The organism is Legionella bozemanae, assembly GCF_900450575.1.
GTDB classification, from domain to species: Bacteria; Pseudomonadota; Gammaproteobacteria; order Legionellales; family Legionellaceae; genus Legionella; species Legionella bozemanae.
In genome coordinates, this window is sequence record NZ_UGGY01000001.1 from 3,396,527 (window position 1) to 3,410,803 (window position 14,277).

Below are 14,277 nucleotides of genomic sequence, written 5' to 3' on the forward strand. Positions count from 1 at the left end.
GATGGGCCAATCACATTTGTACGCCTGGCATACAAATACGATTAGCATTGGATTGTTACTATTTCATTGTTCAATGGAAAAAATTCCTTTTCATTTTTGTCAACGTTATTTCCTTTTCTTTATTCCATTGTTTCTGGGAAAACAAGGTTCCTGCGACAAAAATAGAAATGCTTTCCGTACTCTTTTGTTCTGACAATGGCGCGTCTTCTTCAAGTTTAAATTCTTGTGTAATCGTTTCAACCAGCTGCGCAAGATATTTATTCTCAGAAACCCCTTTATTATAGTAGGAAAGACGCTTCTTAAAAAACGATTGAATATCGCTGAAAGTACAACCAAACAGCAGAGGGCTTTTCGTTTCTAATAGTTTGCGCATGACTTCGATTTCATAGATATATGCATTTGCTTCAGTATTTGCGATTTTGCTGCAACATTAAAAGCATGCCCTGCTTCATGAATAATCGCACCAATCATATCAATCTTTTTTTGTTCAAAAAAACTTATCTTTAAAGCAATGGTTTGGTTCATGACCCAATTTTTATGAAGGTGTCCTAATAGTTTGTACGTACTTTTGTTGATAAAGATAGCGGGATTACCCTGAACACCTACAAAGTCATGCGGTGGTTTTAAAATATCAATTTGAAGTTGCGGAATTGAAGCAGTAATACCGTTATTAAGTCCATTCCAACCCATTTCGCGGCATTCTTCTATGAGCAATCTAATGTGATAGCTTGTCAGCATGGTATACACTCCTTGTCTATAAATTCCCATAAAAATCAAATTAAAATCAACTTGACTAATAGTTGCAAAGCCATTATTGCGGATCAATTTTTACCAGTCAATACATTTGGTGATCATTTGGTTTTTATTTGATTTATTTTGTTAAAAATAATCGAAAGAGAGTCAATAAGTGCGCATAACTTAAGAATTCTGGCACGTTGATTATAGAAAGTGCTGCAAGTAAAATTTTGAAGAGTACTTATGCCGTTACAGACCACCGATTACTGCTCTATGAGAAGGTAGGGCACAAAAAATTCACCCTACCTATAAAGAAATTTCTATAGCTAGCATGCGCTGAGCGGGTATCAGCACATACCCATCCCTTTTTGTTGTATTTTTTCCAGAGCTTCTGTGTCAGGCACCACTTCATCAAGAGAAAAATAATCACGAGTAATAGGATCACGTCGTAACTCAGGGCGTTGTGGATGGCGCTCCCTTATAGCGAGAATTTCTGTTAAATCATAAAGCTCATTCCCGACCCCACCTTCCAAACGTGAATTGGGTAATCGCACTGGAATTTTGGGCACGCTAAAACCAATAGGAGAACGCATGGAGTTACCAAATATTGCTGTATTCAGTGTTTGAAGCAACCCAGCATCCGCATGAGGAGTACAACATTGAACAATATGCTCCTGCATCTTGCTACTAAATCGATCCCATCGTAACCTTATCCCCTCAGGAATTACATTCCATATTTTTTCGTCCACTTTTGCAGAGCCGGAAGTTAATCCAAGTGCTTGAGCAAATTTTGCGATATTCACATGAGAAATTTTTACGCATGGAATCGTTACTTTCTCGCCGTCAACTTCAGCTTTTATTACTGCGTCCTTTAGTTCAAACGCCCCTTTTTCAGCTGCCTTACGAAAAAAAGCCAAAAATAACTCAGCCCTTTCTTTTCTACGTGGAATTGGAGGATTTTGCGTGCTTTCTCGAATAACAATGTCCGCTCCCGACCGCATCACTCGATAATGCTGAGCACAATTTATCGCTTCTAATATTTTATTAGTTATCAATTCAACAAACTTTGCACCTTGTCGCTCTTTTTCTGCACTTTCACTTCTCATTTGCATGATTCATTCTCACAACCATTAATCTTGTGATAAATTATAACAAAAAGGTTGTAATATGACCATAAAATCCGATTATTATTAAAGATAAGGTGGTTTTCTTAGAGAACATGCCCTCCATCAACTGCAATGACTTTTCCGGTGATCCAATTGGCTTTTTCTGAAGCCAGAAATAAAACCATATTTGCAATATCATCAGGGGTTCCGGCTCTTTGCAAAGGAATATTGCTCACATAATATTGCCACAATTCCGGGTTACTGGAAGCTGTATCTTCATTCATTCCCGCTTCAATAACACCAGGCGCAACCGTATTCACGCGGATGCCGTATTGTGCTAAATCGACGGCAGCATGTTTTGTCCATTTATTCAGTGCCGCCTTCGAAGCACCATAACCAATTCCCTTTGTCATCGTTATAATGCCGCTGATTGAAGAAATATTTAAAATACACCCCTTCTTGCCGTTTTCCACCATATTTTTGGCACACAATTGCGCTAAATAAAGTGGCGAAATAGTATTAACCTGAAAAACTTGCTGCATTTTTTCTGGGGGCAATTCAAATATCGTTTCCCGACAAAGCATGCCAGCATTATTAACTAATACATCCACATAGCCTAAATACTCCATCGCTTGTTCGGCAAAAGTTGCAACATGGTCCATTTTGGAAAAATCAGCATAAAATGCTTTTGCATTTCTCCCTGTTGCTTTAATCGCTTGAATCGTGTCTTCCGCACCTTGTGCATCACTGTGGTAACTAATAACAACATCTGCGCCTTGCTCTGCAAAAACTACGGCTATTCTTTGACCAATACTGCGGTTAGCCCCCGTGACAATAACTTTTTTCTCTTTAAAATCCATGTCCATCCTTAAAAATGTTCAGTTAAAATCTCTTTTTATTTTTTAACTCACATGCGGGAAGCAAACCAGAAAAAGTGCACATTACTCCCGTCTTGCTGCACCCCGTGCAATTTCTTTATTTTTATAATAACAAATCATTATGAAATAAAGACAATAATTGAAAAACTCAATTTTTTTTGCGGACAACTGTATTCTCCCTAATCGTATTGGAGCACATACAAAGCTTTTTCACTTGGCTGAGGATTAATAAAATCTTATTGAAAAAATTAAACACCTTGACACCGTACCTGTCGCCCTGTAGAAATTAAGCATCAATAAGGGACTAAAAAGGAGGAAGTTTATGGAAGGAAAATTGGAGCGCTACCAGCAAGAAATTAACACTGCAACCCAGCCCATTTTTACACGGCTGGAGCACTATCGTAAGGCCATGTTTGACATAAGAAAATTATTAATGAACTATTTTTTTAATCCAGGGCGAACACAAAAGCTCACTGAAGTTGCCAAAGGAGAAGAAATCGTTTTTAGCTTCAATCTGGTTCAAAAAAACATGGAAAAATGTCTGGTCGATGAGCATCAATTAGTAGAGACGGCTCAAGCAATGATCGATACAGAAAAAAATCCAAGTCTTGTAGCAGCTTTTGATAGTCATGTTTTACAGAGCGGCTTGCCGCTGGAATTTCGCGAACAAGAAGGCCTGTATCTCTTTAAACCAGAGAAACCCTACACACCAATGGCGCAAATTTTTATGCATCAATTTGCTTATGCACTGGGTGCTTATCGCCTATGTTTGGGCGTTGGTGAAACCTATTTTACTCTCTATAATCACCAAGGAATGTCCACTAAACAGCTGCAAAATTACATTGACGCAGCGAATGATTTAAAACAACAAATTACAGAGGAAGTCGATTTAATTGCGTTACATAAACAGGCAAAAACAATAGAAAATGAAATCATAGCCTTATTGCGAACTGAGAAAGTACATGAAGGATTAAATCAATTTAAGTATGATATCGACTCGCTCAAAATAAAATTGGTTGGATTATTGGAAGCCGGAGCACTTCATTTACAAAATTGCTATAAAGACTTTCCTAACAATGCTATATTTTGGATAGTGCATGATCGAAGTTGGCATACACTCGTCAAAACTATTTCAGGTCTTCTCTATGAGAAATATGATTATTCTACTTTATACAGTACATTCGAAATTAATAAAGAAATTATTGGGCGGATTAAAGCAGAAATAGACCATTTTTATTCCATAGTGTTTGAAAAAGAACCCTTGCTTAAAATTGAATTATTAAGAAAAGCAGCAAACCTTATTAGTGAAGCAAAAATTGATATACTCGCAAAACTTGCTGAAAACAAGATAGAATTGATTGAAGCACCAAAAAAATAGGTATGTTTTCCACCCACCCTTCTAATAGTATTTATGGGCTTATGCTCGCCTATCAACAAAGACAATTAGCACTTGTGAATACATTTGGAGAAGCAAACATTGCTGAGGAGGAGAAAGAAGAATTTAGCCCAAGCATTTGACCTGTAAAAATGACTATCTATAACAAACCATAATTGTTATGATAATTCAGTGGAAAATGCTATAACCTCATGGTAAAAAACAATTTTTAAGGAATAATATGTTAAGGAAAACAAAACTGCTCGGTCTTGTGTCTTTATTATTAGCCAATCCTTGTTTTTCAGGGTTTTACCTTGGTGCAGGAGTAGGACCTGAAGGCGCTCATTTTACGCAACGATCTCATGTAACGAGGCTAGGAGCTATTTCCAATACAGCAGGCGAAGGAGCTTTTAATGTTTATGATACAGAACACTTCTCCGGGACCGGAGAGTTCGGAACTTTATTTGGGGGTTATAGTTTAAGGTATAAAAACTTTTATCTGGGAGCAGAAGCCAACGCCAATATAAGCTCAGTTAAATATACCCTGGTTAACGACGAACTCATACACAGCAACTTTCTCAAAACTACTTTTTCAATTCCAAATAGTGAAGGCATCAGCATATTACCTGGATACTTTTTCTCAGACTCTTTTTGGGCCTATGGACGAGTGGGGTATGCAAATGGGCACGTAAAAATTAGGGAATCCGATCCAACAGTTAGAAGTTCTACATCAAACCGCAGCGGTATTCGCTATGGTGCTGGAGTTCGTTATAATCTGTTGGATCCTCGCTGGACATTAATGATGGATTACAGTCAAATCAATTACACCAAGATAAAAAGTCATGTGTTTGAGCCTAATGGCGGAGTAACTAAGATTGCCCGAATTTATCCCAATACTGCACAAGTCGCTTTTGGATTAATCTTTAATTTTGATACACCCAAAAAAGCCTTTGTTAAATAATACATGGAGACTCGTATTGAGTCTCCTTACTTTTCCTCATTTCTGAAGAAAACACCCGCTTATTTTTTCGTAATTAGGGTTTGTTTGCATTTTGCCCCGGAGCAAGTCCGGGGAAATGCAAATAGACCCTAGAAAACAATTGAATAAGCAAAAGCCAGAGCAATAGTATATCCCAATAACAACAGAACTTTCTGGGCTGCCTTCATGGATACAGCAAAGAAAACTAAAATCAAATGGAGCAAAAATAATGCATAAAGAATGTATTCATTAATTCTTTCCGCTGTAGAAAAAGAGTAATTCCTAAGGAACCCATCAGGAAAGGCATTCAAACGCGTAATAATTGTCGCCATAAGAATAATTAAGAAAAATAAATACAAAACAATCACATAAGTGCTAAAAAAAATGGGAATCTTAAATTCTGTAACTTCCTCCTCTTTATCTAAATTTTTAATAAAAATCAAAGCAATTAAAGAAACAATAATACCGATAAAATTAAATCGGACAAACGGAGAACTGAGTAAAGGAAAAAAATTCACCTGGCCTAACAAAGACCATTTACACTCCGCGATTAATACAATGAATAGAAGCGGAAAAAAGAATACGGCCTTCAAGAAGATAGGAGATCGGTTGTTTGTTTTACATGAATGAAATAAGAAATTTGTATATTTAAGGTTAAGAAAAATACCCCAAACAAATGAGGTAACAAAAATCAAAAAAAATGAATTAACAAGAAATAATAATGTAATAGGACTCAATAAAATGGATATAAGATTTTCGTGCATTATATTCCTAGAAAAATTATTGGATATTCATAATTATAGAGCGCCAATCAAATTCCTTTGTTGTTCATGATGCGGGAAGGACGTGCAGCAATAAATCCAGATTATATCCCCAAATCAATAACGTCAGAGGAAGATTTTAAAACCATTTTTAAAAGAGAGACCCGCTTAATTATTATTATCCTGTATCATGCGATATTGAGCCAATACCATTAAATTTAATTGGGACTATACTAATAAATATGCCAGTTTTTGTTTTTAAATGGGGTATTTCTATGAAGGTTTTTAATAACATGAAGATGTATACCTCTTATTTAGATGGTCTCTACCAGCATATTTTTGCAAATACTCCCATCGTTACCTGGGGCTATTTCTACTATGATTTGAATGGACGTTGTTTGCAATTGATGTCTGATAAATGGCTCCTCGATGTTTTTTTAAAAAATGATTTATTTGCCACACAAATTTTCACTAATATAACTACAACTCCGGATACCTTATATGCTTCAGATATTATGAATGATGAGCTTCTACCCCATTCAATCAAAGAAGTCTTAATTGATCACAAATATGCTTATTTTTTTGATATTGTCCATAAAGAGGAAAATTACACAGAAATCTATACATTTGCATCGATTACTGATTCTCACCGCTCTAATAATTTTACCCTTAACAACGTAGATATCTTAAAAGTCATTAGCCAAAACCTGGCCACTCGGTGCAGACGATTATTAACCAAAGATAATACTCTGATATTGCCTAAAGATTTAATCATTGAGATGAATTCACTTGCAGAATCGCATGGTTCAAAGAATTCTTTAAATTTGAAGGAATTCATTTTAAAACAAAAAGAGACTAAATTGCAGGAAATGGTAAATGACACCGTTTTTGATTTTAATACCTTGCCTTTTAATTTCATGTCAGCAAAACAACTGACCTTGAAGGAAAAAGAGATCATTTATCTTTATTATCATGGTTTTAAGATACAACGCATTGCCGATATTCTGGAAATATCAAAACGCACCGTTGATAAACATTTCGAAAATATCAAGAAAAAACTTACGTGTGACAGTACAGGTCAAATAATTCCTGCCTTACTGCGCTCTAATATTTCTATAAATCAATTTATCCAAAAATCTTAAGTCATTCGCCGCTAAAACTCCATTTTAAAAAATGATGCAGCAAGTGGATATTTTCTTCTCTTCGGTTTGAGCAAAATAATATTCTAGTGTCTTTTTGTTTAGCTTTTTATGATAAGTGAACTCCTTGTTGCTTAACAATTGATTCAACCATGATGCCTTCATATTAAACGATGAGCCATAAAACTCACAAAGATCTATTTCAGCAAGTGAAAAAATCGCACCTATCCAAGGATCAAGAAGAAAGTTTTTTGTGATAACTACTGTATGTTCAATGTCTTCGATATCATAAATAAGTGCAGGGATATTTTGTTGTTTTAGTAATGCAGCCAAATAAAATGCTTGGTGTTCACAATTTCCCGCTCTATGCGCAGAAATTGTATATTTTATTGGCGCTCTCGCATCGAGAAAATCAATCTTTTGGTCCTCACAATATTTTGCAATTTTAAGGAAAAAAGATCTCACTTCGCCTACTTCCCTCACTGCGGTTAAGCTATTTTCATGATATTGAGCCTTTCGCTCTTTGCCTATTTTTGCGGTTAAGGGATTGATAACCGATGCAGAAGTGCTGGCAATGCACACACCCATTGTAGCCTCCAGCGCGTTACATAAAATTTCAGGGTATTTATTTGCAGGGTTAATCTCGATTTTTTTGTTTTTGAAAAATTTAACCAACATCACCAATCTCCATTTGGGCTCAAAATCTTTATACTCAAGAAAAGAAACTAAAATCAATTACTTTTCCTGTAGCTTACAATGAGTTAATATTAGGCACTATGACTATCTTAACGATTTTTAAGCTGCATTTTTGAATTCCAAAACTGGCATATTACCGCGGCTGGAAAAGAAACAAAGCGGTGAATAGGAGAATGGATATCCCCGGAAATAGATAAATGATTTTTGGGTGTTTTCTGACGAACTAAAAAAGAGAGGGATAATGGGAATTTTTAAGGATATTACACACCGGTATTGTCAAAAAATATTGGATGCCTACCAAGTGCAAGCAGATGAAAAAACATATAAAGGTAAAGAAGCTGACTTATTAATTCAAAGAAATGAATTTGCAAAATGTTTAATCAAGAAGATTAAAGAAATAGATGTTGAGGACGATGATTATTCTACTTATTTTGAACAGATTTTAAAAGAAATTGAATCGATATCAAAGGAAGTCGTAACTGCCGTCAAAGAATATAATAAAGAAAATAGCACTACATTTACCACCGATCTTTATGAAAGTTTTTTCACATCCAGCCTAATCAATTTTATTAATGCATTAAAGGAATTGGTTCAAAACAGCCCCTCTCTCATTACTGATATTAAGGATGCATCATTCTTTGGCAATAATAGACATGTTCCCTGGATCAATCAATTTTCATTTATCTTATATGAATATATTCTTGAAAAGGAATTTGACCTTGCTACCAGTAAAGTTGAGCGGGATATTTTTGACACAAAAAAACGATTGATCTTGAAGTATGTGCAAAATGCAGGAAATCTTTATTCACAATTTAAAAAAGATGAGAGCAATACGGAATACCAGGAACTGATGAAAGTATTATTAACGAGTATGAGTTCTGAAGAAAAAAGCATCCAACGGCGTAAATCTGACGAAAATAATACAGGCTATATGTCTTATTTTTCTCAAACATTTTATAAAGCCTCTGAAAAAATAATTGGAAAAAATCAATTGGGACAGAAAATCGAATTTTTGATAAAGGAATTTAATGAGCGCTCAGTGAGTAAGGGACTAGTGATATAGCTAATCCCTTGTTCCGTACTACATAAGAACAATACATTACTAAATTTTTTATTTGCCCGGCTCCTATTTCATATAAGTTTGAAATGAAAAACAATTATCAAAAGTGACAATTAACGCTTTAAATATTATCAACCATTGGAGCCAAACTTGCAGCGTGTCCCTCTGATTTATTATTTTCTTTAAAACCATTTAAATCTTCTTTAAAATTCTTAATTTTTTCAACATCCTTGGTTATTAGGTTTTTATCAAAAATCGAAGCTACTTTTAAAAAAAACTCAGATAGCTTTTGTAAAAATCTAGGTAATTTGTAGTGGAGATTAGAAACAGATTGCAAATCCATTTTATCGTGCGGTGCGTCTTTATTCTCAATTTTATTAATCAGCAAAGTACAAAATTTCTCTAATTTTTCTTTCCGCATCGTTTTATGGGATGGATCCATTCTATGGACTTCCCTATCGAGTAATGATACTAAATTATAAATATCTTTCTTATATAAAATAACATGACTCAGATTATGGACTTTTGCTTTTCCTTCTTCCTCAAGTCTGCGATTAACAACCTCTAATAATCTACTTCGAACCCCATAGGTAAAAGGGCCTCCTTTGGGTAGTCCGGTAAGCTCACTTAATACGAAAATTAATTCCCTTACTTGAAAATGAAAGCGAGTATTCTTTTCGACTAATTCCTTTATATCGCTTGGAACTTTTACTCCCCCAAGTACTAAACAACACCCAAGCTCAAGGCTTTCATATATTATTTCTCGATCAGTGTGGCTGTAACTTTTTATATCAGCTAAAAATCCTTTTATTTTATCCCATTGCCCTTCTTGTGCGTATAGGGGGATTAGTTGGCGCTGGACTTCAATATTATCTTGGATGCCTAAATTTTCCAAAGCACCAATTTTTCTTGCACGACAATGTATATGATGAATCCTATCAAACTCCGTTTTAATCTCTGGTGTCACTGAGGGAATAATAGAGATTTTTGCAGGAACCATAAGTGCTTTTTCTCTGGGTAATTCCTCAATGGCATCTTGTATTCCTTTTGCAGCTTGATACCAGGTTATTCCATTTTCATGTTTAAACACTTGGTCTAATAGTTTATTAATTTTCTCATAGCCGGGTGAATCCTCAATGATATTTCTCACATACAAACAATATGCCTCTGGGGAGCAATATGTAGTACGTTGTATATCATCTATATCCCGTGCTTTTGCGCGAAACATAATATTCATATAAGGGTCTTGACCAACCACAGCTGTTCCAACAAGCCCTATATTCTTTGTCCATACATCGAAAGGAATTGAGGCTGATTGTTCTTTTCCCCAAGTCATAATACGAATATTTACCTTATCGTTTTGTTCATCAAACTCAATGTTTCTAATAATAAAAAAATGACCATCCATAAATCGTTGCACAACATTTTGATTTTTGGGCTCCCCTTGTTCTGGGGCAAGAATATATTTTGCAAGACTTCCTGTGCCAGCAAAACCTACCATATACCCATCTTGAATGAGTAATTGTAACTGCTTTATTGCCGCTCTATGATGGATGGGAATATTGTGCACATGATTGTATCCAGCTTGTTGCATCCAGTTATTGATTTCATGATGTGAAGTAACACCAAAAAGCTTTTTAGCCAAATCTGCTCCTTCTTCACTGTAGTGAACAATAGAATTTTCTGACGACCGTATTCCATTTAAAATAATGTGATCTGCATCGTGAATTGTAGTTCCGTCCGAACTTTTTTTATTTGCAACCCCTTCAGTGACTTCGACTCGTAATACGCCTTCTTTCCCGGCGAACTCTTTAAGATCACAAATCCCTTTTGCAGCAAGTTCAGTTACTATTTGTACGTATTTCAATGGATTTAATAAGGCGATATGGTGCACAAAAGCATTTACACCGCACACTTGCTCATTGCGTTGATTGATATAACGCGGATCCAACACCCGAATTATCATTTGTAAAACAAGAAGATCGCGATCAAAATTTTTAAATTTAAGTGGGTCGTCATTATTTAGAAAGTTATCATACAGATAAGATTCATAATCACATTGTACTACTTTCAATAAGGGGAATTCTTCCAATATTGAGTGAACTGCTTCTTGCTCCCCTGTTAAATAAGCGAAAGCCTCTAGTTGCTTGGCCACTGTATATATCTTTGGATTACTTTTATCGTACCAATCACTTTGGTTTTCTCGAAGATGCTCTTGGAATTTTTTCAATAAAATTTTAGCTAAATTTTTCACATGGGCTTTGGCTAAGGGAGCATCATCCTCATGCTCACAAATACGAGTAACCTTATCTAAAACGAGCAAATACTCCTGATATGAAGTGGCTTTTTCGCCATTTATGAGACCATCAAATGTAATTTGCCCATTATCGTGATATGTTAAAAGTTCTAATAATGATAAACCCATGACAATCAAACTCCCATCACTAATGAGAAAACAAAAAACATTATTTCACATAGAAAAAGTGATTAGAGCTCTTCCGCAGCATATGCGCTTCAAAAAAATTCTCTTATTTTTCATTGAAAATGAATAATGCCAATCTACTCTTCACCTATAACGTTAATTATAGTTAAAAGATTAAATATATTAGAAACTCCTATAAAATGCAGATGGCTTTTATGATGGAGCTTTTGGATACCGCGAGCACGTCGCGGTATGTAGGCAGGAAGAATGACCGCAGAAAAAAAATTCACCAACTGTTTACAACGCTTCAAGACAGTAATTTTTTGGCTTATTTCTATTTAATATGCTGCTGGAGAAAATCATAGGCCTTTTTAGCATACTGAAAAGGGGGAGCTTTAGCCGGATCCTGTTCTGCCTCAACAATCATCCAGCCAGAATATCGATGTTTTTGCAACATCTGAATGATGGGAGCAAATTCAATGGTCCCATCGCCAGGAACCGTAAATACACCAGCTCGTACGGCATCCATAAAGTTCATATGTTGACTCTTAACGTTATTGAGGATTTCGGCACGAACATCCTTTAAATGAACATACAAAATACGATCATTGTATTTATTGATTAAAGCAAGTGAATCAATATCAGCAAATGCAGCATGGCCGGTATCAAGCAATAAAGAAATCAATTGAGGGCTCGTGTTTTCCATTAAATAATCGATTTCATGTTCATAAAAAACGCCTGTTCCTGCATGATAGTGATAAACAAGCTGCATATCAAAATCATAAGCAATACGACCAATAGTATGTAATCCTTGAAGCAGTTTTCCCCACTGCCCCTCATTAAACTCTGGTTTGTGAGGACTTAAAATAGGTAGATCTGTTCCTTGGATGGCGTGTCCACACTCACACACATTAATAAAAGATGCTCCCATCGCGCGCATAAAACTTAAATGCTCCATAAATCGCGATAAAGTATTTTCATACTGCTCCGTCTCCGTAAAAAAAGTACTGAACCAGGCACTCGATAGATGTAGTCCACGATCACTTAAAGCCTTTTTTAAAACAGAAACGTCACGAGGATACTTATTACCAAGCTCTGTACCTGTATAACCCGCCTCTGACATTTCTCTAATGCATTGTTCAAAACTAATTTCTTTCCCTAGCTCAGGGTCGTCATCATTGCACCAGTTAATAGGTGCAATTCCCAATTTAATGTGCATATATAATTCCTTAGGAGTCCTTAATATTCTCTAACGTTTTGCAATTGCGCTTGCATCCTGTGATGCGCTTTAGTTACTTCTTCTGAGTTAGATACCTCTGCAACCGCTACACGCCACCAGGTTTGATAGCCATTACTCATGGTCTTAGGCAATATCGGCAATACAATCATTGAAGAACATGCTTCATTTCGCGCAGTTTCCATGGCAACAGCCAATTGCTCATAAGCATCCACAAAAAAAGTTTTAGCACCCAGACCTTCCGCGTATTTGCAAAAATTGATTGGCAAATAATTCCCAGAAAGCTTCTTGGTTTTATCTTCTCGATAACGAAACTCATTGCCAAAACCTTGGCTACCCTGGCTTTCTTGTAAATTTTTAATGCATTGAAAACCATGATTATTAAAAAGAATGATGGTTATTTTCTTGTGCTCCTGGATGCTGGTAAGCAACTCTGAATGCATCATCACAAAACTGCCATCGCCCACCAAAACATACACTTCACCAGGAGTATTTTCTTTAGCTAGCCTTACCCCTAAGCCTGCAGCGACTTCATAACCCATGCAAGAGTACGCATATTCCAGATGATAATCTTTAGGCTTTTTGGATTTCCACAAACGATGCAAATCTCCGGGCAAACTTCCTGCAGCACAGATAATGACATCATCTTCGGTCACCATTTCATTTAACAAACTGATGACTTTGGTTTGTGATAAACCATCCCCTGCCGCATGAGTCACAGTACAAATTCGTTTTAATTCCTTCTGCCATTCATTTTGATAGCGCTGCATACATTGTTGATACTCTTTAGATGTTTGATAAGCCCCTAATGTTTTCCCTAATTGTTCTAAGCCTGTTTTTGCATCTCCTTTCAACATCAAACCATTCATTTTGATTGCATCAAAACGGGAGACATTAAGATGAATGATTTGGCATTCTTCATTTTTAAAACCCCATTTAGACGCAGTAGTAAAATCTTGCAGACGCGAGCCGATTACTAAAATCACATCTGCTTGTGCTGCCAGAACATTGGCTACTTCAGAACCTGTGACACCTATTCCACCCACATTCATACAGTGACTTTCTGGCAAAGCACTTTTTCCTGCCTGAGTTTCAGCAACTGGGATTTTATGGTGTTCTGCAAATTGAGATAAAACGTCTGTTGCAAATGAATAATGAACACCACCTCCTGCAATAATCAATGGTTTTTTTGCTTTAAAAATAAGTTGGGCGGCTTCATCCAGAGCACGTTCACTAATAGGCTCTCGATCAATGTGCCAAAAACGTTTTTCAAAAAAAGAACGCTCATAATCATATGCTTCGGATTGCACATCCTGCGGTAAACATAACGTAACCGTGCCCGTTTCAACAGGATCCGTAAGTACCCTCATTGCATTGATGCATGCGGTCATCAATTGTTCGGGGCGCGCAATTCGATCCCAATATTTACTCACCGGCTTGAAGCAATCATTCACAGACAGGGTATAATCATGTGGGACTTCAAGTTGTTGTAATACGGGATCCGGCTGTCTGCAACTGAAAATATCGCCCGGTAGCAACAAGAGGGGAATTCTGTTTGTGGTTGCTGTAGCTGCTGCTGTAATCATATTGGTTGCACCTGGACCTATAGAGGAAGTACAGGCAAAAATACTTAATCTGTTTTTTTGTTTTGCATAGGCCGTAGCTGTGTGTGCCATTCCTTGTTCGTTATGTCCCTGATAATAAGTCAGCCCATAATTGTCATACTCAAGCGCTTCACCTAAACCTGTCACATTCCCATGCCCAAAAATTCCAAATACTCCCGCAACAAACTGATGTGCATGCCCATCCAGCACTACGTATTGATTCGCCAAAAACCGCAATAAAGCCTGAGCCATTGTTAATCGAATTTTCATGCAAATTATTCCTTG

At 36.3% G+C, this 14,277-nt stretch carries 14 protein-coding genes; 5 read left to right on the plus strand and 9 right to left on the minus strand.

What is annotated here, in order from left to right:
* Window positions 1-70: 70 nt before the first annotated feature.
* The 4 genes from DY223_RS15120 to DY223_RS15135 all read right to left on the minus strand — a co-directional run bounded on the left by DY223_RS15120 (window position 71) and on the right by DY223_RS15135 (window position 2,701).
* Window positions 71-373 carry a hypothetical protein gene (locus DY223_RS15120; protein WP_058458231.1) on the minus strand — a complete coding sequence of 101 codons (303 nt, stop codon included), beginning with the start codon at window positions 371-373 and terminating at the stop codon, window positions 71-73.
* Entirely contained in the window at window positions 358-738 is a 381-nt protein-coding gene (locus DY223_RS15125) for a hypothetical protein (protein ID WP_058458232.1), read from the minus strand. Before DY223_RS15125 ends, DY223_RS15120 begins: the two co-directional genes overlap by 16 nt.
* Window positions 739-1,082: 344 nt before the next feature.
* A complete protein-coding gene (locus DY223_RS15130) occupies window positions 1,083-1,841 on the minus strand; it encodes a hypothetical protein (RefSeq protein WP_058458233.1) in 759 nt (252 codons plus the stop codon).
* 104 nt (window positions 1,842-1,945) lie between these two features.
* Complete coding sequence (locus DY223_RS15135; RefSeq protein WP_058458234.1) at window positions 1,946-2,701, minus strand: SDR family NAD(P)-dependent oxidoreductase; 756 nt, start codon at window positions 2,699-2,701, stop codon at window positions 1,946-1,948.
* Window positions 2,702-3,041: 340 nt separating this feature from the next.
* On the opposite strand from DY223_RS15135, the gene DY223_RS15140 reads away from it, so the two are divergent.
* The 3 genes from DY223_RS15140 to DY223_RS15145 all read left to right on the plus strand — a co-directional run bounded on the left by DY223_RS15140 (window position 3,042) and on the right by DY223_RS15145 (window position 5,055).
* The gene (locus DY223_RS15140) at window positions 3,042-4,097 is read left to right on the plus strand and encodes a hypothetical protein (RefSeq protein ID WP_259293208.1); all 1,056 of its coding nucleotides are present in this window, start codon (window positions 3,042-3,044) and stop codon (window positions 4,095-4,097) included.
* A 2-nt stretch (window positions 4,098-4,099) separates the two neighbouring features.
* Complete coding sequence (locus DY223_RS19550) at window positions 4,100-4,237, plus strand: hypothetical protein (RefSeq protein ID WP_259293209.1); 138 nt, start codon at window positions 4,100-4,102, stop codon at window positions 4,235-4,237.
* A gap of 98 nt (window positions 4,238-4,335) precedes the next feature.
* Window positions 4,336-5,055 (plus strand): outer membrane protein, encoded by a 720-nt coding sequence (locus DY223_RS15145; RefSeq protein WP_058458236.1) that lies wholly within the window; start codon window positions 4,336-4,338, stop codon window positions 5,053-5,055.
* A gap of 128 nt (window positions 5,056-5,183) precedes the next feature.
* Here the strand turns inward: DY223_RS15145 and DY223_RS15150 are convergent, their stop codons facing one another.
* On the minus strand, window positions 5,184-5,837 hold the full coding sequence (locus tag DY223_RS15150; RefSeq protein WP_058458237.1) for a hypothetical protein: 654 nt from the start codon (window positions 5,835-5,837) through the stop codon (window positions 5,184-5,186).
* 272 nt (window positions 5,838-6,109) lie between these two features.
* Here DY223_RS15150 and DY223_RS15155 point away from each other — a divergent pair, with 272 nt between their 5' ends.
* Window positions 6,110-6,976, plus strand: a complete 867-nt coding sequence (locus tag DY223_RS15155; protein ID WP_058458238.1) for a helix-turn-helix transcriptional regulator — start codon at window positions 6,110-6,112, stop codon at window positions 6,974-6,976.
* A 24-nt stretch (window positions 6,977-7,000) separates the two neighbouring features.
* On the opposite strand, the gene DY223_RS15160 is transcribed toward DY223_RS15155, so the two are convergent.
* Window positions 7,001-7,651 carry a hypothetical protein gene (locus tag DY223_RS15160; protein ID WP_082642394.1) on the minus strand — a complete coding sequence of 217 codons (651 nt, stop codon included), beginning with the start codon at window positions 7,649-7,651 and terminating at the stop codon, window positions 7,001-7,003.
* 319 nt (window positions 7,652-7,970) lie between these two features.
* Here DY223_RS15160 and DY223_RS15165 point away from each other — a divergent pair, with 319 nt between their 5' ends.
* Window positions 7,971-8,732 carry a hypothetical protein gene (locus tag DY223_RS15165; RefSeq protein WP_276527734.1) on the plus strand — a complete coding sequence of 254 codons (762 nt, stop codon included), beginning with the start codon at window positions 7,971-7,973 and terminating at the stop codon, window positions 8,730-8,732.
* Window positions 8,733-8,850: 118 nt separating this feature from the next.
* Here the strand turns inward: DY223_RS15165 and DY223_RS15170 are convergent, their stop codons facing one another.
* The 3 genes from DY223_RS15170 to iolD form a co-directional block, all read right to left on the minus strand.
* Complete coding sequence (locus tag DY223_RS15170; protein ID WP_058458240.1) at window positions 8,851-11,154, minus strand: hypothetical protein; 2,304 nt, start codon at window positions 11,152-11,154, stop codon at window positions 8,851-8,853.
* A gap of 331 nt (window positions 11,155-11,485) precedes the next feature.
* Complete coding sequence (iolE, locus tag DY223_RS15175) at window positions 11,486-12,370, minus strand: myo-inosose-2 dehydratase (RefSeq protein WP_058458241.1); 885 nt, start codon at window positions 12,368-12,370, stop codon at window positions 11,486-11,488.
* A gap of 20 nt (window positions 12,371-12,390) precedes the next feature.
* Window positions 12,391-14,262: a 3D-(3,5/4)-trihydroxycyclohexane-1,2-dione acylhydrolase (decyclizing) gene (gene iolD, locus DY223_RS15180; protein WP_058458242.1), complete on the minus strand. Its 1,872-nt coding sequence runs from the start codon at window positions 14,260-14,262 to the stop codon at window positions 12,391-12,393.
* Window positions 14,263-14,277 lie beyond the last annotated feature (15 nt).